Source organism: Sporichthya polymorpha DSM 43042 (genome assembly GCF_000384115.1).
Lineage (GTDB): Bacteria > Actinomycetota > Actinomycetes > Sporichthyales > Sporichthyaceae > Sporichthya > Sporichthya polymorpha.
Map to the genome: position 1 here is coordinate 981,180 of NZ_KB913029.1, position 20,647 is coordinate 1,001,826.

The 20,647-nt window shown below is 71.7% G+C and carries 22 protein-coding genes; 8 read left to right on the forward strand and 14 right to left on the reverse strand.

Annotated elements, in window-relative coordinates; translation table 11 throughout:
* Positions 1-48: 48 nt before the first annotated feature.
* The 3 genes from fliS to SPOPO_RS0104840 are packed head-to-tail and all read left to right on the forward strand — an operon-like array spanning position 49 to position 1,552.
* Entirely contained in the window at positions 49-501 is a 453-nt protein-coding gene (fliS, locus tag SPOPO_RS0104830) for a flagellar export chaperone FliS (protein WP_019873654.1), read from the forward strand.
* Between the two features lie 9 nt (positions 502-510).
* Positions 511-867: a hypothetical protein gene (locus tag SPOPO_RS0104835; RefSeq protein ID WP_019873655.1), complete on the forward strand. Its 357-nt coding sequence runs from the start codon at positions 511-513 to the stop codon at positions 865-867.
* A 46-nt stretch (positions 868-913) separates the two neighbouring features.
* Complete coding sequence (locus tag SPOPO_RS0104840) at positions 914-1,552, forward strand: hypothetical protein (protein WP_156869569.1); 639 nt, start codon at positions 914-916, stop codon at positions 1,550-1,552.
* Between the two features lie 9 nt (positions 1,553-1,561).
* Here SPOPO_RS0104840 and SPOPO_RS0104845 read toward each other — a convergent pair whose 3' ends face one another.
* The gene (locus SPOPO_RS0104845; protein WP_019873657.1) at positions 1,562-2,287 is read right to left on the reverse strand and encodes a DedA family protein; all 726 of its coding nucleotides are present in this window, start codon (positions 2,285-2,287) and stop codon (positions 1,562-1,564) included.
* A 78-nt stretch (positions 2,288-2,365) separates the two neighbouring features.
* Here SPOPO_RS0104845 and SPOPO_RS0104850 point away from each other — a divergent pair, with 78 nt between their 5' ends.
* Positions 2,366-2,614: a hypothetical protein gene (locus SPOPO_RS0104850; protein WP_019873658.1), complete on the forward strand. Its 249-nt coding sequence runs from the start codon at positions 2,366-2,368 to the stop codon at positions 2,612-2,614.
* Positions 2,611-4,005, forward strand: coding sequence for an aromatic ring-hydroxylating oxygenase subunit alpha (locus SPOPO_RS0104855; protein WP_019873659.1), 1,395 nt, complete (start codon positions 2,611-2,613; stop codon positions 4,003-4,005). Before SPOPO_RS0104850 ends, SPOPO_RS0104855 begins: the two co-directional genes overlap by 4 nt.
* 197 nt (positions 4,006-4,202) lie before the next feature.
* Here SPOPO_RS0104855 and SPOPO_RS0104860 read toward each other — a convergent pair whose 3' ends face one another.
* Complete coding sequence (locus SPOPO_RS0104860; RefSeq protein ID WP_019873660.1) at positions 4,203-5,006, reverse strand: enoyl-CoA hydratase/isomerase family protein; 804 nt, start codon at positions 5,004-5,006, stop codon at positions 4,203-4,205.
* Positions 5,007-5,030: 24 nt separating this feature from the next.
* Entirely contained in the window at positions 5,031-5,942 is a 912-nt protein-coding gene (locus SPOPO_RS0104865) for an SDR family oxidoreductase (RefSeq protein ID WP_019873661.1), read from the reverse strand.
* A gap of 84 nt (positions 5,943-6,026) precedes the next feature.
* On the opposite strand from SPOPO_RS0104865, the gene SPOPO_RS0104870 reads away from it, so the two are divergent.
* On the forward strand, positions 6,027-6,554 hold the full coding sequence (locus tag SPOPO_RS0104870) for a MarR family winged helix-turn-helix transcriptional regulator (RefSeq protein ID WP_019873662.1): 528 nt from the start codon (positions 6,027-6,029) through the stop codon (positions 6,552-6,554).
* A gap of 64 nt (positions 6,555-6,618) precedes the next feature.
* Here SPOPO_RS0104870 and SPOPO_RS0104875 read toward each other — a convergent pair whose 3' ends face one another.
* From SPOPO_RS0104875 to SPOPO_RS0104910, 8 genes are read right to left on the reverse strand one after another with little or no spacing between them, the layout of a single operon-like run.
* A complete protein-coding gene (locus SPOPO_RS0104875; protein ID WP_019873663.1) occupies positions 6,619-7,695 on the reverse strand; it encodes a phosphotransferase family protein in 1,077 nt (358 codons plus the stop codon).
* On the reverse strand, positions 7,692-8,810 hold the full coding sequence (locus tag SPOPO_RS0104880) for an Rv3169 family protein (protein WP_019873664.1): 1,119 nt from the start codon (positions 8,808-8,810) through the stop codon (positions 7,692-7,694). The genes SPOPO_RS0104875 and SPOPO_RS0104880 overlap by 4 nt, the downstream gene beginning before the upstream one ends.
* A gap of 8 nt (positions 8,811-8,818) precedes the next feature.
* Entirely contained in the window at positions 8,819-10,414 is a 1,596-nt protein-coding gene (locus tag SPOPO_RS0104885) for a class I adenylate-forming enzyme family protein (RefSeq protein WP_019873665.1), read from the reverse strand.
* Positions 10,411-11,211, reverse strand: coding sequence for an enoyl-CoA hydratase/isomerase family protein (locus SPOPO_RS0104890; RefSeq protein ID WP_019873666.1), 801 nt, complete (start codon positions 11,209-11,211; stop codon positions 10,411-10,413). Before SPOPO_RS0104890 ends, SPOPO_RS0104885 begins: the two co-directional genes overlap by 4 nt.
* 43 nt (positions 11,212-11,254) lie before the next feature.
* Positions 11,255-12,211, reverse strand: coding sequence for an acyl-CoA dehydrogenase family protein (locus SPOPO_RS0104895; RefSeq protein WP_019873667.1), 957 nt, complete (start codon positions 12,209-12,211; stop codon positions 11,255-11,257).
* On the reverse strand, positions 12,211-13,362 hold the full coding sequence (locus SPOPO_RS0104900) for an acyl-CoA dehydrogenase family protein (protein WP_019873668.1): 1,152 nt from the start codon (positions 13,360-13,362) through the stop codon (positions 12,211-12,213). The genes SPOPO_RS0104895 and SPOPO_RS0104900 overlap by 1 nt, the downstream gene beginning before the upstream one ends.
* A complete protein-coding gene (locus tag SPOPO_RS0104905; protein ID WP_019873669.1) occupies positions 13,363-14,559 on the reverse strand; it encodes a thiolase family protein in 1,197 nt (398 codons plus the stop codon). It abuts the gene before it with no gap.
* 2 nt (positions 14,560-14,561) lie between these two features.
* Positions 14,562-14,951 (reverse strand): Zn-ribbon domain-containing OB-fold protein, encoded by a 390-nt coding sequence (locus tag SPOPO_RS0104910; RefSeq protein ID WP_028984526.1) that lies wholly within the window; start codon positions 14,949-14,951, stop codon positions 14,562-14,564.
* 94 nt (positions 14,952-15,045) lie between these two features.
* Here SPOPO_RS0104910 and SPOPO_RS0104915 point away from each other — a divergent pair, with 94 nt between their 5' ends.
* A complete protein-coding gene (locus SPOPO_RS0104915) occupies positions 15,046-15,921 on the forward strand; it encodes an alpha/beta fold hydrolase (protein ID WP_019873671.1) in 876 nt (291 codons plus the stop codon).
* On the forward strand, positions 15,918-16,658 hold the full coding sequence (locus SPOPO_RS27790) for a tyrosine-protein phosphatase (RefSeq protein ID WP_019873672.1): 741 nt from the start codon (positions 15,918-15,920) through the stop codon (positions 16,656-16,658). The genes SPOPO_RS0104915 and SPOPO_RS27790 overlap by 4 nt, the downstream gene beginning before the upstream one ends.
* 78 nt (positions 16,659-16,736) lie before the next feature.
* On the opposite strand, the gene SPOPO_RS27795 is transcribed toward SPOPO_RS27790, so the two are convergent.
* The 3 genes from SPOPO_RS27795 to SPOPO_RS0104935 are packed head-to-tail and all read right to left on the reverse strand — an operon-like array spanning position 16,737 to position 20,626.
* Complete coding sequence (locus SPOPO_RS27795; RefSeq protein WP_019873673.1) at positions 16,737-18,041, reverse strand: wax ester/triacylglycerol synthase family O-acyltransferase; 1,305 nt, start codon at positions 18,039-18,041, stop codon at positions 16,737-16,739.
* A gap of 1 nt (position 18,042) precedes the next feature.
* Complete coding sequence (locus SPOPO_RS0104930) at positions 18,043-19,470, reverse strand: wax ester/triacylglycerol synthase family O-acyltransferase (RefSeq protein ID WP_019873674.1); 1,428 nt, start codon at positions 19,468-19,470, stop codon at positions 18,043-18,045.
* Positions 19,463-20,626 carry an acyl-CoA dehydrogenase family protein gene (locus SPOPO_RS0104935; RefSeq protein ID WP_019873675.1) on the reverse strand — a complete coding sequence of 388 codons (1,164 nt, stop codon included), beginning with the start codon at positions 20,624-20,626 and terminating at the stop codon, positions 19,463-19,465. Before SPOPO_RS0104935 ends, SPOPO_RS0104930 begins: the two co-directional genes overlap by 8 nt.
* Positions 20,627-20,647 lie beyond the last annotated feature (21 nt).

The window sequence follows — 20,647 nt, forward strand, 5'->3', positions numbered from 1 at the left end:
CCACCCCTCCTGACGGACCATTCAGCAGCATCGAACGGGGAGCCCCGGATGAGCAGCGGCCTGACCACGGCGAACGCCCTGGGCCTCAACGGCGGAGGGAGGATCGCCGCCCAGCGGGCGCGGTTCCTCGACGACGCCGTCGCCACCGCCTCGCCCACGCGGCTCGTCACGATGCTCTACGACCGCCTGCTGCTCGACCTGACCCGCGGCGCGGACGCGCAGTCGGTCGGGGACCGGGCCGCCGCGAACACCCACCTGCTGCACGCCCAGGAGATCGTCCTGGAGCTGGCCGGCAGCCTGCGGCCCGAGCTGTGGGAGGGCGGGCCGGCCCTGGCCGCGCTCTACACGTTCCTGCACTCGGAGCTGGTCCGGGCGAACGTCTCCGGCGACCCCGCGCGCACCGCGGCCGTCCGCACGCTGGTCGAGCCGCTCGCGGAAGCGTGGCGCGCCGCCGCGCTGGAAGTTTCGGCCGCGGCGGCTTCGGTCGACCGCGTGGGGTAGGGGGTCGCCATGACCGATCGCACCCTCCGGCTCGTTCCCGCGGAACCCGCGACGTGGGACGACGCCTGGTCCGACGCCCTGACCGCCCTCGAACTGGACGTCGCCCGCGCCGAGGAGCTCCTCGCCTCGGGCGCCCCCGCCGAGTTCCCCGCGCCCCGGCCGGACTGGGTCGCACCCGAGCTGTCCGGCCCCCTGCCCGAGCGCCTGCGAGCCCGCGCCGAGGCCATCGCGGCCCGGCAGCTCCGCGTCGCCGAGGACCTGAGCCGGGCCATCGCCGCCGCCCGGACCGAGCTCCGCCTGGCCGAACGACTGCACGCGAACACGCTCGACCGCAGCACTCCCGCCTTCCTCGACGCGAGCTTCTGAGCCCAACCTCCCCCGTAGCGCGGCCCCGAGTGGGCACAGTAGGGCCATGAGAACCGGGGTACTGCGGACGAGGAATGCGTGCCTGGCGGGCGGCCTTGCCCTGCTGCTGGCCGTGGGCGGCTGCGCCGGCGACGACAACGGCGCCTCGATCGACGGGCAGCTGGACTTCGTCCCCGCCGATGACGCCAAGGCCCTGGGCGACCGGGCGCAGAACGAGCCTTCCGGGGACCACGAGGGCCTGATCAAGGGCGACGACCCGGAGAAGAGCGGGCCGAAGGTCGCCAAGAGCGAGTGCGCCCGCTCGATCGAGGTCTCCAACGCCCTGCTCGCCAAGCACGTGATGACGCTGTTCCCGGCGAAGAAGCTGCGCCGCGTCGAGCGGATGAAGCCCGCCGACACCCTGAACTGCGACCCCGCCGAGGGTCCGGACTGGGGCGGCATCGCCGCGCTCTGGAAGGGCATGAGCGGCGCCGACGCGATCGCGATCCTGGAGAAGGCCGGCTGGACCCGCAAGGACCCCGCGTCCGGTCCGCCGAGGTGGGCCACGGACAAGCTCCCGCCCGGGAACGGGGACCTGAACCTCGAGCCCGACCCGAAGTTCGTCGTCACCTTCACCGCCACGAAGGCGGGCCAGAAGATGTGGATCGACCTCACCCAGGACGGAATGCGGACCGGGATCGACTGATCCCCGGGTCTACTCGACCGGGGCGGCGTCCGGCTCGACCGACTCCACCGGCTGCTGGGAGGCGGCCCGCAACTGCTTGCGGGTGTTCCAGATCTGCCGGATCACGATGAGGACGACCAGCGCGATCGTCAGGTAGAGCGTGTAGTCCGCGAACGCCTCGACGGCGTCGACCGCGGACTGCCCGACCCAGTAGCCGAGACCGGCCAGGACGCTCGTCCACAGCAGCGCACCGAGGACGTCGAGGACCAGGAACGTCGTCAGCCGCATCCCGGCCCAGCCGGCGGCGGCGTAGATCAGCACGGTGGGCAGCGGCGAGTAGTACGCGGTGAGAACGGCGATCGCGCCGAAGCGGACCGTCAGGCGCTTGACCTTCGCCAGCCGCATCTCGGTCTTGCGGGACTCGCCGAGGATCATGTGCAGGCTGCGCTCGCCCCACCGCTGACCGGCCCACCAGTACGCCCAGTCGAACAGAACGGTCGCGGGGAGGCCGACGAGCACGGCGACCCAGAGGCTGACCTCGTCGACCCGGGCGAGCGCCCCGAGGTTGACGATCGCGGTCATCCCGCCGCGGATCGCCGCGAGGGCGACCGGATGGTTCTGGATCATCCACGGGATCAGCGGCATCGTCGCGAGCCCGTAGAGCCCGCTGATCATGATCGCGGTGACGAGAATCTTGTCGGCGGGCTGGGCCTTGCCCTCCCAGGGCAACGTCGGGCCCGGCGCGTGCGAGTTCATCGCGGTCAGGGTCTCACGCCGATCTTGGGCTCCGACGCGGAATCGGCACGGCGATTGGTCTAGAGCTAGACTATTTTCATGGCACACCGCCTCGAACACCCTTTCAGCGGCGCGATCTACGCCGGGCTGGGCGACGGCCGCGTCGAGGTCACGAAGGGCGACCGGCGCGGGGTCTTCGACTACCGCGGCTTCTGGCTCGAGGGCGACCTGCGCACCGCCGACCCGGAGATGTGCCGCTGGGTCGGCACCCACGGGTACACGCCCGCGTCCCGGCACCTGGTCGGGTTCACCCAGCACGACGGCGTGGAAGGCGAGCGATCCGGATGACCGCACCCACCGAGCGACCTGCCCAGCGCCCGCGCCGCAGCCTGTTCGACCAGCCCCGACCGGACCGTTCCAACGGCCCGAGCTACCAGGACCTGCTCGACGCGGACACCCACGAGGTGCCGGCGTTCCTGCGCGCGGAGGGCGAGTCGGACTTCGGCGTCGCCGACATCGCGGCCCGCTACTACCTGGACCGCGACATCGCCGTCCTGGAGAAGGAGCGGATCTGGAAGACCGTCTGGCAGTTCGCGTGCCGCGAGACCGCGGTCGCGAACCCGGGCGACACGGTCGTCTACGACATCGCGGACCTCTCGATCCTGCTGGTGCGCGGCGAGGACGGCGTCCTGCGTGGGTTCTACAACGCGTGCCTGCACCGCGGCCGTCAACTGCGGCACGAGGACGGGCCGGCCGGCGAGCTCGCGTGCCAGTTCCACGGCTTCTGCTGGGACCTGGACGGCGGCCTCAAGCGCGTGCCGGCGCGCTGGGACTTCCCGCAGGTGACCGACGAGGGCTTCGCGCTGCCGCAGGTCCGCGTGGACACCTGGGGCGGGTTCGTCTTCGTCTGCCTGAGCGAGGACCAGGTCCCGCTGCGGGACTACCTCGGCCGCCTCACCGAGCTCGACCACTGGGACCTCGAGGGACGGTACGTCGAGGCGCACGTCGAGAAGCTGCTCCCCTGCAACTGGAAGGTCGCGCAGGAGGCCTTCATGGAGAGCTTCCACGTCGTCACCACCCACCCGCAGCTGCTGCGCGGCATCGGCGACGCGAACTCCCAGTACGACGCGTGGGGCTGGATCAGCCGCGCGATCACGCCCCGCGGGACCCCGTCACCGCATCTGACGTACGAGCCGACCGAGCAGCAGATCTTCGACGCGATGATGGGTCTCGGCATCGACGACCCGCGCATCCTCGAGCTGCCGGACGACGCCACCGCCCGCACGGTCATCGCGGCCGCGACGCGCAAGCGGATGCTCGACTCCCTCGGCGACAAGGCCGAGACGCTGTCGGACTCCGAGTGCGTCGACACGTTCTTCTACACGGCGTTCCCGAACTTCCACCCGTGGGGCAGCTACAACCGGACCTGCTACCGGTTCCGCCCCAACGGCTTCGACCCCGAGACCTGCTTCATGGAGGTCCTCGTCCTCTCGCCGTTCCTCGGCGAGCGCCCCCCGGACGCGCCCGTCCGCCGCCTCGGCCTCGAGGACTCGTTCCTCGACGCGATCGAGCTCGGTCCCCTCGCCCGCGTCTTCTTCCAGGACGAGTACAACGTCGGCTTCGTCCAGAAGGGCCTCCACACCCTGGTGGAGCACAAGCCCGGCGTCTCCTTCGGCGCCTACCAGGAGACGAAGATCCGCCACTTCTACGCCCTCTACCGCGAGCTCATGGACCTCTGACGCCCCACCCGTTTCAGTAGGGGTGACACCCTTTATCAACGTTGGCCGGCCCGGTTGGTCGACAAGGGGTGACACCCTTTGTCAACGTTCGCCGGGCCCGATTGGTCGACAAGGGGTGACACCCTTTGTCAACGTTCGCCGGGCCCGATTGGTCGACAAGGGGTGACACCCCCAAGGGCGTTGAACGGGGGGTCGGGTCAGTCGGCGGCGCGGAAGTCCGGCTTGCGCTTCTCGAAGAAGGCCTGAACGCCTTCCTTCACCTCGGAGGCGCGGGCGGCCTGGGCCTGCGCGACCGCCTCCTTCTCCAGGGCGGCGGAGAAGCTGGTCTCCAGCGCGGTGTTGATCTGCGACTTGATCATCGACAGCGCGCGACGGGGGCCGGCGGCGAGGGTCGAGGCCCACTCCGCGACGAGGCCGTCGAGAGAGTCCCCCGGCACCGACTTGTTGATCAGCCCGATGGCCGCGGCCTGACTGCCCGTCAGGCTTTGGGCGAAGAACGCGATCTCCTTCGCCTTCTGCGGCCCGACGAGCCGGGGCAGCGACCACGAGCCACCGCCGTCGAGGCCGAGGCCCCGGGCGGCGAAGAGCTCGCCGAAGGTCGATTCGTCGGCGGCGAGGACGAGGTCGCAGCACAGCGCGAAGTTCGCCCCGAACCCGATCGCCGGGCCGCGGACCTTCGCGATCGTCGGGATCGGGAGCTCGTGCAGGTTCCGGCAGAGGATCCCGACCCGGCGCATGAACGTCAGCTCGTCGGGCGCCATCGGCTCGACGAGGTCCATGCCGGAGCAGAACGCGTTCCCGGCCCCGGTCACGACGAGCACCCGGTTCCGGTGGTCGGACGCGACCTCGTCGAGCGCCGTGATCGCGGCGTCCACCATCCCGCGGTGGATCCCGTTCTTCCGGGCGGGCCGGTTCAGGGTCAGCGTCGCGACCCCGTCCTCGTCCCGCTCGAGCAGGATCGTCGGGCCCTCGTCTTTGGCGGCAGCCTTCGCGTCACTCATCCCGCGATCCTCTCAAGCCGCCCGTCAGCCCTTGTCGGGGTTCGCCGTCCAGCCGCTGCCCTGCGGGACGCCGGCCTCGGCGACGGCCTTGGCGAGGCCGTCGACGGTCCAGCGGCCGTCGGTGTCGAGCTTCCACTCGCGGTCCTTCTCCCACGGCTTCACGCGCTGGACGCGGGAGCCGCCGACGATGAACACCTCGCCGGTGATCTCGCACAGCGGGGAGGCGAGGTAGACCACGAACGGGCTGACGTTCGCCGGGTTGAACCGGTCGAACTTGCCCTCCTTCGGGGCGAGCGCGTCACCGAAAGCGGACTCCGTCATGCGGGTGCGGGCCTGCGGCGCGATCGCGTTGACGCGGACGCCGTAGCGCGCGAGTTCCTTCGACGCGACCTGCGTCAGCGACGCGACCGCGGCCTTGGCGGCGGCGTAGTTGGCCTGCCCCGGGTTGCCGAAGACGCCGGACTCGCTGGTGGTGTTGATGACCGACGCCGCGACCTCGACGCCGGCCTTCGACTGCTCACGCCAGTAGTTGCCGGCGGCGCGGGTGCAGACGAACGTGCCGGTCAGGTTGACGCGGACCACGAGGTCCCAGTCGTCGTCGCTCAGGTTGATCAGGACGCGGTCGCGCAGGATGCCCGCGTTGTTCACGAGCACGTCGAGACCGCCGAACGTGTCGACGGCCTGGCGGACGAGGCGCTCGGCGCCCGCGGGGTCGGCGACGTCGTCGCCGTTGGCCACGGCCTCGCCGCCGGCGGCGCGGATCTCGGCCGCGACGTCCTCGGCCGGGCCGGCCGCGGCCCCGGTGCCGTCGTGGGCGCCGCCGAGGTCGTTCACGACGACCTTGGCGCCCTCCGCCGCGAGCAGCAGCGCGTGCTCACGACCGATGCCCCGGGCCGCTCCGGTGACGATCGCGACGCGTCCGTCCAGGTTCCCCATGGCTGCTCCTCCGTGCTCTCCGGCAGATGGTCTAGTTGTAAACTATTATGGCATAGACATTCGAGTACGCGATAAGCTGCGCGCATGAGTGCGGAGCCCGCGACCGAGGGCGGAGGCCGGGCGAAACCCCACTCCGACCCCGTCGACTGGGCGCGCCACTACTGGCGCCAGCAGAACCTCGGCCCGGGCGAGGACGCGTTCATCGCGATGAGCTCGGTCCTGCGCTTCCACCGCCTGATGACCGTCGCCGTCGAGGACGAGCTCAAGAAGCACGGCCTCAACCTCACCGACTACATGCTGCTGATGACCCTCGAGCTGTCCGAGACCGGCACCCGCCCCGTCTCGCGCCTCGCCCGCGGCCTGCTCGTCCACGCGACGACGGCGACGCTCGCGACCGACCGCCTCGAGTCCCGTGGCCTGCTCTCCCGCGGCCCACACCCCTCGGACCGCCGCGCCACCCTGGTCACGATCTCCGACGAGGGCCGGGCCCTGGTCCGCAAGGCCTCCGCCGCGCTCGGGGAGTTCGAGTACGGCCTCGCCGGGACCTCCGTCGCCGACCGCGCGGAGCTCGTCGAGGTCCTCGCCCGCCTCCGCGCCGCCGCCGGCGACTGAAACACCCCGTGACGTCCGACGATGTGGTCGCTATTGCCGCCACATCGTCGGACGCAAGGGCAGCTCAGGCGATGTCGGCGTTCAGGGTCTCGATCACACGGTCGATCGGGGGCTTCGGGCCGTCGACCGCGCCGGACTCGACGTTCCGGACGGCGCGGAGCGCGATCACCGCGAGCTTGAAGACCGCGAAGACCTGCCAGAACTTGATTCGCTCGGGCTCGAGCTCGGGGCCGCCGCGCTCGACGTAGCGGGCGAGGAAGTCCTCGACGCCCCAGCCCTCGGGGAAGTGCTCGGTCCGGTAGAGCGAGCAGGTGTACCAGCCGACGTCCTCGGCGGGGTCGCCGAGGTGGGCCATCTCCCAGTCGAGCAGGGTCGTCGGACGGCCGTCGTCGACGAGGAAGTTCGCCGGTCGGAAGTCACCGTGGACGAGGCAGAGCTCCGGCGAACCGGGCTGCATGTGAACCTGCAGCCAGTCGCGCGCCGGCGCGAGCAGCCGCTGCGGGTCGAGCTGCTCCTTGTCGACGGCGTAGTCCCACTTGTTGACCTCGCTCATCACCGAGTCGTCCGGGTACGGGAGGACGAGGTCGAGGCTGTGCTCCGCCGGATTCAGCGCGTGGAGGTCGGCGAGGACGCCGGTCATCGCGCGGGCGAGGTCGATGCGGCCTTCGAGCCCGAGTTTGAAGGGGTCCTTGTCGCGGAGCGCGGCCCGGTCGGCCTCGCCGCGGCTCTGTTCGAAGATCAGCGTGCGGGTGTCGAACCACGCCGGCTGCAGGTCCGACCACTGCAGCATCGGGACGGGGACGTCGCCGCCGCGCAGCGCGTTGAGGATGATCGCCTCGGTCTGCATGTCCGAGTCGACGACGCCCGACGCCGGCTCCTGACGCAGGATCATCTGACGTCGGACGCGCTTGGTGCCGTTGAACCAGCTGACCGCGAACTTGTAGTGCTGTTTCGAGCTGCCGCCCGCAATCGGTACCGGCGGCGCCTCGATCACCGGCCCGGCTTCCTCGTTGAGCTGGTCCTTGAGGAACTCCTTGAGCTGGGCCTTCAGCCCCGACGACTCGTCGTCGACCTCGAAGATGTCCTCGTCATCGGCGACGTCGTCCTCGAAGAGGTTCTCGGAGAAGTGAGGCTCAGTCATGCGTCCCTCCGGGGAGGCAGGGCCTCGGTGTAGCGGTGGTATCCGGGCAGCACCATGTACTCGACGATGCCATAGCCCGTCTGCCCGTTGTGCGTGACCTCGACGAGGTGGTCGCTGCCCGCCTTGGCGTAGCGGTAGAACTGGCCGGGGTCGGTCAGGTCCCAGACGTCGGACTCGGCGGTGTCGTCCCCGCGCCAGTGGCCCTGGAACCAGCCGTTCCAGCCCTCGTACCCGCCGCCGCGCAGGTGCGCGCGGCCCGGCAGCGCCCGGATCCCGACCTCCAGCGCCCGGCCGTCGGACAGGCGCAGCACGATTGTGCCGCCGGACAACGTCGGGGCCGGCGCGCCGGCGACCCATTCCAGGTCGTGCTCGACGGCGACGATCGCCTCGGGCTCGGGGTCCTTGCCGACCAGCGGCGTCAGACCGGCGGACAGATGCACCGCGCGGCCGTCCGGCGCCTCCTGCAGGTACAGGTGCAGCCCGAAGTCCGGCAGCTGGAGCGGCGCGAACAGGAGCATCCGCCACTCGGGGCGCTCCCCCGGCGGCATGCCCGGCGCCCGCGGCAGCGGGCGCGTGCCCCACGAGTGGTCGCGCTCGCCCCACCAGGTGTCCTCGGTCAGCGTCGCGTCCAACCCGGGCGCGGTCAGCCGGCCCGTTGCCCGGCCGTGCTGCACGTAGCGGATCGCGTCGTACGTGACCCGCGCCCGGCTGATCTGGAAGAACCGGCCCTCCAGCAGCGGCTCGGTCCGCGCCCGCCAGTCGATGTCGAACTCGACGCCGCTCTCATTCGACTCGCACACCAGCCGCAGGTGCCGCAGCGGCTCGACGACCTCGACCCGCAGCGGGCCGACGCTCATCTCGGTCGAGCGCGGCAGCAGGGTCCGCGACAGCCGCAGGTTGCGCTGGGTGCCGGCGTGCGAGAGCGCGACGAAGGCCTCCATCACGTCGGTGTTGGGGTACTTGCCCAGCCCGATCGTCATGACGGTGTCGCCCCCGGCGACGTCCTGGACGCTGATCCAGTACCGCTCCCGCCAGCTCGGGTCGCTGGTCGCGACCATCGCGTGGGGCAGCGAGGTCTGGTGCGTGAAGAACTCGTCGGCCGGGGTCAGTTGCATGCCGTTACTCACTCCGGATCTCGGACGAACGTCGCCTTCAGCGTCTTCTTGTCGATCTTCTCGCCCGCCAGCGTCGGGAGCGGATCGGTGGTGATCCGCCACGCGGTCGGGACCTCGAAGTACGCGAGCCGGGCCCGCAGGTACTCCCGCAGCTCGGCCAACGTCGGGGCTTCGCCCGCGTGCACGACGACGGCGGCGAGCTCCTCGCCGAGGTCGTCGTGCGGCAGCCCGAACACCGCCGCCTCGCGGACCTGAGGATGCGTCAGCAACGTGCCCTCGACGTGGGCGCAGGCGATGTTCTCCCCGCCCCGGATCACGATGTCCTTCGAGCGGCCGAGCAGGTAGACGTAACCGTCGTCGTCGACGCGGCCGAGGTCACCGGTGCGCAGCCAGCCCTCGGCGTCGACGCCGTCGAGGGAGCCGTCGGCGCTCAGGTAACCGAGCATCACCGTCGGGGCGCGGACGACGATCTCGCCGACGCCGTCGGCGTCGGGAGAGTCGATGCGGAGCTCGACGCAGGCGAGCGGCCGTCCGACCGTGCCGGGCCGCTCGGTCAGGTCGGTGGCGCCGGCCGCGGTGAGGAAACCGCCGGACTCGGTCATGCCCCAGTTGTTGCCGAGCCCGCCGCGGCGCAGCTGCGGCAGCTTCTCGACCACGCGCTCGAGCAGGGCCACCGGCACCGGGGCGCCGCCCATCGGCAGCGCGCGCAGGGAGCTCAGGTCGCGGCGCGGGAAGTCGTCGTGCTCGATGAGCCGCGCGGCCATCGTCGGGACGCCGGCGAAGCTCTGGACCTTCTCGGCCTCGATCAGCTCGAGCACCTGGCCCGGGTCGAACCGGCCGTGGTTGAAGACCATCTTCGTGCCGATGAGCAGCGCCAGCAGGATGTTGCTGACCCCGCCGACGTGGAACAGCGGCGTGCACACCATCGTCACGGCCTGGGGGCGCGAGGCGTCGAGGTCCTGCGGGAGGCGCCGGGTGCGGAGCATCAGGTTGTGCTGGTTCGCGATCACGGCCCGGCGCGAGAGCACGACGGCCTTCGGGACGCCCGAGCTGCCCGAGGTGAACAGGATCAGCGCGGCGGCGTCCTCGTCACCCGCGCGGGCACAGGCGCGGTCGGAGGCGGTGTCGAACGCCGGCGTCAGCGTCGTCAGCTGATGGACCGTCAGACCTTCCGGCTCCCAGTCGGTCCGGTCGGTCAGCGCGAGCACCGGCCGGGTGACCTTGAGAGCGTGCTCGAGTTCGGCCTCGCTCCACCAGCGGTTGCCGAAGACCGGCACCGCGCCGAGCCACCACAGCGCCCAGAGCGCGAGGACGAACTCCGGCGAGTTGTAGGACAGGAGCAGGACGCGGTCGCCCGGGCCGACGCCCGCCGCCGCGAACCGGTCGGCCGCGGCGGGGATCGAGGCCCGGAACTGCCCGTGCGTGAAACGCCGGTCCCCCTGGACGAGGAACTCCCGGTCCGCCCACCGTTCCGCGCCGATCAGCAGCTGGTCGAACTCCGTCGGCCGCGGCGACACCGCGAGCCCGTCGTGCCCGGCGATCGTGGCGGGCCCGATCTCGCGGCCCCAGATCTGGGCGAGCTGGTCGGCGAACTCGGTGCTCATCGGCCCGTCCAGCGGCCGGGGCGGCCTTCCTTGAACGCGTGAACCGCCTCGACGACGTCCTCGGTGCGGTTGCTGATCGCCTCATTGGCGAAGCCGACGTCGAGGAGCTCGTCGACCCGCTTCGCGAGCCCGGCGTTCAGCGTCGCCTTCGTCAGCTGGACGGCGACGGGCGGCAGCGCGGCGACGCGGCCGGCGAGTTCCACCGCGACCTCGCGGACCTTGTCCGCGTCCTCGACGAGGTCGGAGACCAGCCCGAGGTCAAAGGCCTCCTGACCCGTCAGCGGCTCGCCCCAGAGCAGGTGGCGCTTGGCCTTGATCAGCGGCAGGTTCACCGGCCAGCTGATCGCGCCGCCGTCACCGGCGACGAGGGCCATGTGCACGTGCGGGTCGGACAGGCGCGCGGTCGGGGTGGTGACGATCGCGTCGGCGAGCAGCACCAGCGAGGTCGCGACGCCGAAGGTGTGCCCGTGCAGCGCGACGACGAGCGGCTTGGGAAAGCCGGCGAACGTCCGGTACAGCGTCTTGCCGCGCTCGACGCCGGCGCTCAGGTGCTCCGGGTCGCGGTAGGAGGCGAGGATCTCCTCGGTGTCGCCGCCGGCGGAGAAGTGCTTGCCGGTCGAGGTCCACACGACCGCGCGGACGCCCGGGTCCTCGGCCAGGGAGGTCAGCGCCGGGCCGAGTTCGCCGAGCAGCACCTCGTCGAACCGGTTGAGCAGCTCGGGCCGGGTCAGCCGCAGCTCGGCCACACCCGCGGGCAAACCGTCCGAGGTCAGCACCTCGAGCGCGGTCGGACTCATGACCAGCCTTTCTACCGGGCGGACCTCTCGGACAGCGACAGGGCTACAGCGCGGCGAGGTCGGGCAGGCGCCCGGACTCGCAGATCGACGTCCCGATCTCCGCCCGCAGCGCACTCGCGCCGCCGAGCAGGGACTCGAGCACGATCGCGCGCCGCAGGTAGCGGTGGAAGTCGTGCTCCCAGCTGAAGCCCATGCCGCCGAGCAACTGCTGCACGTGCTCGCGCGCGGTGGCGGTGTAGCGGACGGCCGCGGACTTGGCGAGCGTCGCCGCGAGCGGGTCGGTGTCCTCCCACGCCGCCGCGAACGCGAGCTCGGCGACCTCGCCCCACACGCGGACGTCGGCGAGCTTGTGCCGGACGACCTGGAACGTCGCGAGCGCCTGCCCGAACTGCACGCGGGAGCTGGTGTGCTCGACGGCGAGGTCGAGCATCCGTGTGCCGAGGCCGAGCAGCTCCGCCGCGAGGGCGCGCCGGCCGGCCGCGAGCATCCGCTCCCAGGCGGCGTCGCCGCCGACGTGCGCCACCGCGCCCGGGTGGACGTCGCCGCGGACCCGCACCCACGGGCGGCCGAGGTCGAGCCCCTGCGCCGCCTTCTGCAGCAGGCCGTCGACGGGGACGGCGAGCACCGCGGTCCCGCCGAGGGCGCGGCACGGCACGAGCACCGTGGCGCCGGCCTCGACCGGGCGGGTGAACACCCCGTCGACGCGGACGCCCTCGGAGTCGTAACGGCTGCTCAGTTCCTGACCCGGCAGCGGCTGCACGACCGCGGCGGCCTCGGATCCCTCGAGCGCGGCGAGGACGACCTCGTCGAGCAGGGTCTCGTCGGTCAGCCGCTCACCCTGGAGGCGGAAGAGCACCTCGACGGCGACGGCCGGGTCCTCGACGAGCAGGTCCGCCCAGCCGAAGTCGCGCAGGGCGTCGCGCAGGCCCGTCGGGTGGGCGGTGGCCAGGTCCTCCAGCGCGCCGCGCAGGAGGTCGAGTTCCGTGCGGTCGATGGACATCAGCGCCTCCCCGGCAGCCGCAGAATCCGGCCCGCGACGATGTCGCGCTGGATCTCCGCGGCGCCGCCGTAGATCGACGAGGCTCGCGAGTACAGGTAGTCGTTGCGCCAGCCGGCGGGCGTCGGGTCGTCGTCGAACAGGGTCGCGGACCCGAGGTGCTCCAGCGCCGCGGCGAACAGGAACTTCTCCGCCGTCGACATCAGCAGCTTGTCGAACGACGGGGTCGCCCCGATGTCCTCGCCGCGCGAGAGCGCGTGGACGGTGCGCCGCGACAGCAGCCGCAGCGCATGGATGAGCTCGAACGCCTCGCCCGCCACGGCTGCCGGGAGGTCGGGCGCTTGCTTGAGCAGGTCGTGCAGCCGCGCCCGCATCCAGGTCTGGCGCTGCCAGGCGGCGGCACCGCGTTCCGAGGCGAGGATCGTCATCGCGACGGCCCAGCCGCCCCCGATCTCGCCGAGGGTCCGCGAGCGCGGGATCCGGACGTCGTCGAGGTAGAGCGAACAGAACTCCGCGTCGCCGTTCATGGAGACCAGCGGGCGCAGGTCGATGCCCGGGGTGTCCATGTCCATCATCAGCGCGGTGATGCCGCGGGAGCCGGAGTTGGGTTCGCCGGTCCGGGCGAGGAGCAGGCAGCGGTCCGCCACCTGCGCCCAGCTCGTCCAGACCTTCTCGCCGGAGACGACCCAGTCGTCGACGTCCGCCACGGCCTTGCACCGCAGTGACGCGAGGTCAGATCCGGCACCGGGCTCGGAGAACCCCTGGCACCAGTACTCCGAGCCGCTGAGTAGCCGGGGCAGCAGGTCCGCGGCCAGCTCCGGCGGCGCGTACCGCGCGATGGCCGGGCCGAGCACCTCCTGCGTCCCGAACGAGAACGGCGGCGGGTAGCCGGCGGAGCACAGCTCCTCGACCACGACCGCGCGAAGGACCATCTCGCCACCGAGACCACCGAGCTCCGCGGGCCAGCCGAGCCGGATCCAGCCCGAGTCGAACAGCAGCTTCTGCAGCTCGCGCTGGGCCGTGAACGTCGCCGCGACGTCCTGCCCCGGCGCGCACAGCTCGCGCAGGCGCTCCGAGTTCTCGTGCAGCCACACCCCGAACTGCTCGCGGACGTCCGCGATCGTCCCGGGGATGGTGTCGGCCGTGAGGGTCATTCAGGCGCGCTTCTCGAGAATGTGCACGCCACAGGCGGAGGCGAGGCCGATGACGTGCGCGAGCCCGACCTTCGCGCCCTCGATCTGCCGGGCGCCGGCCTCGCCGCGCAGGTGCGTGACGATCTCGTAGATGTTCGCGACCCCGGTCGCGCCGAGCGGGTGGCCCTTGGAGAGCAGACCGCCGGAGACGTTCACCGGGATTCGCCCGTCGCGGTAGGGCGCACCGGAGTCGATGAACTCGCCCGCGGCACCCGGCTCGCAGAGGCCGAGGTTGTCGTAGTGCACCAGCTCGGCGGTCGCGAAGCAGTCGTGCAGCTCGACCAAGTCGAGGTCGGCCGGGCCGACGCCCGCCTTCTCGTACGCCTGCGCGGCCGCGTTGCGGGTCAGGGTGTTGATGTCGGCCTGCACCTGGCCGCCGTCGACGTAGGGGTCGGAGGTGAGCACCGACGCCGAGACCTTCACCGCACGGCGGCGGACGTCCGGGTCGAGCGTCGCGAGCTTGGCGTCCGAGCAGAGGATCACCGCGGCGGCGCCGTCGCCGGTCGGGCAGCACATCGGCAGCGTGTTCGGCCAGGCGATGACCTCGGCGGCGAGGATCTCCTCGAGGCTGAACTCCTTCTGGTACTGCGCCAGCGGGTTCAGCGTCGAGTGCAGGTGGTTCTTGTGCGCGACCTTCGCGAACTGAGTCTGCGTCACCCCGTGCTGAAGGGCGTACTCGGTGCCGGCCTGCGCGAAGACACCGGGCATCAGGTTCGTGCCGAACGTGCCCTCGGTCTTCACGACCGAGCCGTAGCGGCCCTTGGGCGTGTAAACCTTCTTCTCGTCGCGGCGCTTGCTGCCGCCGATCAGGCCCATCTTGCCCATCTGCTCGACGCCGACGGCGAGGCCGAGATCGGTCTCACCGGCGAGGATGGACATCATCGCCACGCGCACCGCGGTCGCGCCGGTCGCGCAGGCGTTCACGACGTTGTAGACCGGGATGCCGGTCTGGCCCATCTGGTTCTGCAGCCGCTGGCCGTGGTGCGAGTTGGTCTCGTACACGTTGCCCAGCGCCAGCAGGCCGATCTGGCCGAGGTCGAGGTCGGCGTCCTTGAGGGCGCCCGAGGTGGCCTCGACCGCGAGATCCATGAGGTCCTTCTCGGGGAAGCGGCCGAACCGCGTCATCGAGGTCCCGATGACCCACACGTTGTTGGACATGCTCAGCTCCCCACCGGCTCGAACGCGAACGCGACTGCCTCGGTGCCCTCGTCGTCGGTGCCCACCACGTAGGTGAACATCCGGACCTTGAAGTCGGGCGTAATCAGGTTCGGGTCGTCGACGCCGCGCAGGTTCGCCTTGACGTGGACGCCCTCCCCGAGGTCGACGACGACCGACGTGAACGGCTCCTTCGCACCGCGCTCGACGCGCGTGAAGGCCCGGACCACACCCTCGGACGCCACCGGCGTGCGGGTGAAGGACGTCCCGAAGCACCGGGCGCAACCGTTGCGGCGGTCGAAGTAGGCCGCGGAGCAGTCGTCGCACCGCCAGACCTGGAGATGGGGCTCGTTCCCGAGGACCAGGTAGTCCACGGCGGGGATCTGAGCAGGCACGAGGCGGCTCCTCGGAAGATCTCGCAGCGACGATTTCGTCGTCTACTGAATGATAGATTACTAGAGTATTTTCCGGGCGAGGGCAAGGAGCCGCATGAACGTCGGCCGGGCCGACAACGGCCGCGTCGAGCTGGCCTGGGAGCGGATCGGACCCGGCACCGGGGAGCCGTTGCTGCTGGTCATGGGCTTTGCGGTGCACCGGCAGTTCTGGCCCGACGGCCTGTGCGAACAACTCGTGGACGCCGGGTTCGACGTTGTCCGGTTCGACAACCGCGACGCCGGGGAGTCGACCCACCTCTCCCACCTCGGGGCCCCGGCCTGGCCGGCGGTCATGACCGTGCCCCGCATGGTCGCGGTCTACGGCCTGGAGGACCTCGCGCACGACGCCGTCGCCGTGATTACCGCCGCGGGCTGGGACTCCGCGCACGTCGTGGGCGTCTCGATGGGCGGGATGATCGCCCAGAAGCTCGCGATTCGGCACCCGGAGAAGGTCCGGTCGCTGACGTCGATCTCGTCGACCCCCGCGCCGCGGATCGGCCGCCCGACGCTCGCGGCCCGGCGTCTGTTCCTGCTGCCGCCGCCGCGCACGCCCGAGCAGGCGGCCGACCGCATCGTCAAGCAGTTCCGCATCATCGGCTCCCCCGGGTTCCCGCTCGACGAGGCCTGGCTGCGGGAGTACGCCGCGTCCGCGTTCCGCCGCAGCCACGACCCGGCCGGGCAGGCGCGCCAGCTCGCGGCCGTCATGGCCGGCGGCAGCCGCGTGCGCGCCCTGCGCGGGGTGACGGCCCCCACGCTCGTGGTGCACGGCGCCGACGACCCCCTGATCCGCGCCGAGGGTGGCCTCGCGACCGCCCGCGCCGTCCTGAACGCCCGCCTCGTCGTGCACGCGGGGATGGGGCACGACCTGCCCGAGGCCCTGTGGCCGACAATCACCGAAGACATCGCCACCCTCGCCCAAGGAGCATCGTGACCGGACGCGAGCTGAGTTTCGAGCGCCTGTTCAACGTGCGCGACCTCGGCGGTCTGCGCACCGCGGACGGCCGGACCGTCCGCCCCGGCCTCGTCTACCGCTCCGACGACCCGCACCGCGCGACCGAGGCCGACGTCGAGGCGTTGCGCGCGCTCGGCATCCGCACGGTCATCGACCTGCGCCTCGACGAGGAGGTCGAGGTCCGCGGCTCGCACGTCTGGACGACGCTGGGCCTGGACCCGGTCCGCTGCTCGATCATGACCCAGGAGCCGGTGCCGGAGAACCTCGCGCGCTACATCGAGCCGGAGTTCGTCCGCGACGAGTACCTCGCGATGATCGCCGACGACGACGTCGCCCGCCGCCTGTGGCGCGCCCTCGCCGCCGCCGGTGACGAGCCGCGGCTGATCCACTGCGCGTCGGGCCGCGACCGCACCGCGGTGATCGCGGCCTTCCTGCTCGAGACCCTCGGGGTCTCCCGGGAGGACGTCCTCGACGACTACGAGGCGAGCGGCACCGGTATGGAGCGGATGCTCGCCTACATCGACGAGCACGTCCCCGACGCCGTCCCGATGAGCGAGGGCAACCGCTACGCCTTCACCCGCACCCCCCGCGCCTGCATGGCCGCCTTCCTCGACGCCGTCGACGACCGCTGGGGCTCCCCCGTCTCCTACCTCGAGAAACTCGGCCTCGGCCCCGAGCTCGACCGCCTCCGCGCGGGCCTGCTCACCGACGGGTGAACGAGGCATCCCGATTGAAACGGGTGTGACGCCAGGGTCGCCCCCGTCGCCCCACGAGTTCCATTAGGAATGCCTGCTTCACGCCGCGACGAGGGCGGCAAGTTCGGTTCGCATCAACTCACCCAGCCGCTCGACGTCGAGCTCCAGCGCCGCGTCGGCGAGCAGGCCGACGTGGAGGGCCCCGGCGTAGCCGAACATCGTGACGTTCAGCCGCTGGCCCTCGGCGACCTGGGAGAGCGGGTAGTAAGCGGTGATCGGGACTCCCGCGCAGGTGAGGGGCTCCCGCGGGCCGGGGACGGTCGAGAGCATCAGGTTGAACGGCCGGAGCCGGGAGACCAGGCCGAGCCGGGCAGCGAGGCCCAGGCCCGGGCCGGCGAGGGCGGGGACCGCGAGGGCGGTCAGGTCCGTGAGCGTCGTCGGGGGCAGTGCGCCCTGGGCGGCGCGGGCGGCGCGGATCGACTCCGCGGCGGCCAGGGCGCGGCCGCGAGGGTCGGCGACCTCGGTCGGCAGCGGCGCGACCAGCAACGTGAAGACGTTGCCGCCACTGCTCTCCGCCGCGCGCAGCGACATCGGCACGGCGGCCACCAGCGGCTCGTCCGGGAGCGCGTCGGCCTCCCCCAGCCAGGTCCGCAGCGCCCCCGCGGTGACCGCGACCGCGACGTCGTTCACCGTCAGCCCGAGCGCCTCGCGGACCTTGCGGATCTCCGCGAGGTCGAGCGGGACCAGCGCGAGCTGCCGGTGCGGCGAGACCGGCCCACTCAGGGGCGTAGCCGGGGCCCGACGCAAGAGTTCGGCACCGACGTCCGGCAGGCGGCGCACGACGCCGGCGACGGTGCGCACCGTCCGCCCGGTGCGACCGGGGATCGAGGCGACGCTGCGGACCAGCAGGTGCCGCGCGGACGGGCTGGAGAGCAGCGGCGGGGCGGGCGGCGGGGCGTCGGGCCCGAACAGCGCGAGGAGCAGGTCGTTGCCGCCGACGCCGTCCACCATCGCGTGATGGATCTTCAGATACAGCGCCTGCTCGTCCCCGGAGATCAGCGTCAGCTCCCACAGCGGCCGGGAGCGGTCGAGGCGCTGGGCATGCCGGTCCGCCACCGCAGCCGCGAGCTCGGCCAGACCCGCCCCGGCGGGCAGGGTCTCCTCCTGCACGTGGACGTTCAGGTCCGGCACGGCCGCGACCCAGTACGGCAGGTCGAGACCGAGCGGCACCGGCGCGAGCCGACGGCACAGGGCCGCGGGCAGCCGGGCCTCGACCTGCGCGACAACGTCGGCGCGCGTCAGCGTCCGACCCGCGCCGAGGAGCGCCACCGCACCGGAGTGCCCGCTCGAGTTGCCGGTGTCGAGCGCGAGGAAGGTGGCGTCGTGTCCGCTGAGCTGCTGCATGTCAGGTGTTCAGCACGGCGGCGCGTTCGAGCAACTCGTCCATCGAACGCTGGATGCCGGCCGCGATTCGATCGACGTCCGGAAGCGACTCCCGGTCGGTGGTGATGCCGAAGACGAGCTCGCCGTTGTAGCTGTAGACCGTGATCGAGGACCGCGCCCCGACCGGGAACGGCGGGGCGTAGTTCGCGATCCGCCGCAGCGGCCGGCCGAGCAGGTACAGCGGGATCGTCGGGCCGTGGACGTTCGTCACCGTCGTCTGCAGCGAGCGCTGCGGCATCGCCGAGCTCGCCCGCAGGTAGATCGCGTTCAGCGTCCCCGGCAGCACGGCCTGGATCTCGTTCATCGCGCTGACGGCGTCGGCCTGCGCGGTCTGCTTCAGCTCGGCGAGGTGGCCGCGGACGAACTCCAGCCGCGTCACCGGGTCGTCGACGTCGAGCGGCAGCCGCGGCATCAGCGCCGAGGCCTTGGTCTCCATGGTTCCGTCGCCGAGTGGCCGGCCCTCGGCGTCGCGCTCGCGCAGTGCGACGGGGTTCATCAGCCGCAGGTGCTTGCCCTTCACCTCCAGGCCACGGGACTCCAGGAGCTCGCGGAACCCGTCGAGCACGATCGTCAGCACGACGTCGTTGACGGTCCCGCCGAACGCGCCGCGCACGGTCTTGACGTCGGCGAACGGGATCGCGCAGAAGTCGAACGAGCGCGTCGGTCCGATCGGGCCGGTCAGCGGGCTGCGCAGGTCGGGCATCAGGTTGCGCCGGGTCAGCGCGAGGCCGGCCGCGCCGACGCGGGCGGCCTTGGTCACCGTCGAGGGACGTAACGAGCGCACCCGGCCGACGGCCTCCTTGCCGAGGCCGGTGACCGCATCGGTCGTCGAACGCAGCCGCGAGCGCGGGGCGACGTCCGCCCCCGCGGGCAGCGGCGGGAGCTCGGTCGTCGGGCCGTCCGGGGAGTCGTCGAACAGGATCGTCAGCAGCTGCGTCCCGGAGACGCCGTCGACCATGCTGTGGTGGATCTTCCAGAAGATCGCGAACTGGTCGTCGGACGGCCCGTCGGAGATGCCGTCGATCACGACGACCTCCCACAACGGCCGCGCGCGATCGAGCTGGACGGAGATCAGGTCGCCCACGACGCGGCAGAGCCCGTCGTGCCCCGGTTCGGGCGCGGTCACGGTGCGGACGTGCTCGGTGATGTCGAAGTCCGGCGCCGGAACCCACTCCGGACGGTTGACGTGCAGCGGCGCCGGACGGGCGAGTTGGGTGTACCGCGGGATGCGCGCGATCTTCGGCGCGAGCGCCTTCGCGACCTCCTCGGCACTCGGCGCGGTGCCGTCGGCGAGCGCGAACCCACCGACGTGCATGTGGTTGCGCCCGTCCTCCTCGGTGTAGAAGAAGAACGCGTCGAGCGCCGACATCCGGTCGGGACCCTCAGGCATGCCGGCTCCTCTCGATCAGCTGACGCACAATCACGTTCTTCTGGATCTCATTCGTCCCCTCGCCGACGATCATCAGCGGGGCGTCGCGGAAGTAGCGCTCGACGTCGAACTCGGTCGAGTAGCCGTACCCGCCGTGGATGCGGACCGCGTCGAGCGCGATCTTCATCGCCGCCTCGGACGCGAACAGTTTGGCCATACCGGCCTCGAGATCGACACGGTGCCCGGCGTCGAAGCGGCGCGCGGCGTACAGGGTGAGCTGCCGCGCCGCCTCCAGCGAGGTCGCCATGTCGGCGAGGTAGTTCCCGATCGACTGGTGCTGCCAGATCGGCTTGCCGAACGTCTCGCGGACCTGGGCGTAGGCGAGCGCGTCCTCGTAGGCCGCGCGCCCGACGCCAAGGGCGCGGGCCGCGACCTGCAGACGGCCGGTCTCCAGGCCCTTCATCATCTGCGCGAACCCGCGTCCCGGCTCCCCGCCGAGCACGCTCGAGGCCGGCGTCCGGTACCCGTCGAAGATCAGCTCGCACGCCTCGACGCCCTTGTAGCCAAGCTTGGGCAGGTCCTTCGAGACCGTCAGGCCGGGTCCGGACTCGCAGAGCAGCACCGAGATCCCGCGGGACGCGGGCTGGGCGTCGGGGTCGGTCCGGCAGAGCAGCGCGGTCAACCCGGCCCGGCGGGCGTTGCTGATCCACGTCTTCGCGCCGTCGACGACGTAGTCGCCCCCGTCGAGCCGCGCGGTCGTCGTCAGGGCCTGCAGGTCGGAGCCGCCGGCGGGCTCGGTGAGCGCCATCGTCGCCCGGACCTCGCCGGTGGCCAGGCGCGGCAGCCACGTCTTCTGCTGCTCGGGCGTCCCGAAGTGCGTGAGCAGCTTGACCACCACGGTGTGCCCGCCCATCGCGCCGGCCAGGCTCATCCACCCGCGCGAGAGTTCCTCGGTGACGAGGACGTAGCAGGGCATGCTCACGTCGGTCCCGCCGAACTCCTCCGGCACCGCGAGGCCGTAGATCCCGAGCCGCTTCATCGCCTCGATGAGCGCCTCGGGGTAGGTGTTCGCGTGCTCCAGGTCGCGGACCACCGGGCGGACCTCGCGGTCGACGAAGTCCGCGACGGTGCGGACGATGTCCCGCTCGGGGAGATCGAGGTCGTCGAGGGAACTCACGCACTCACTATCTCGGGACGG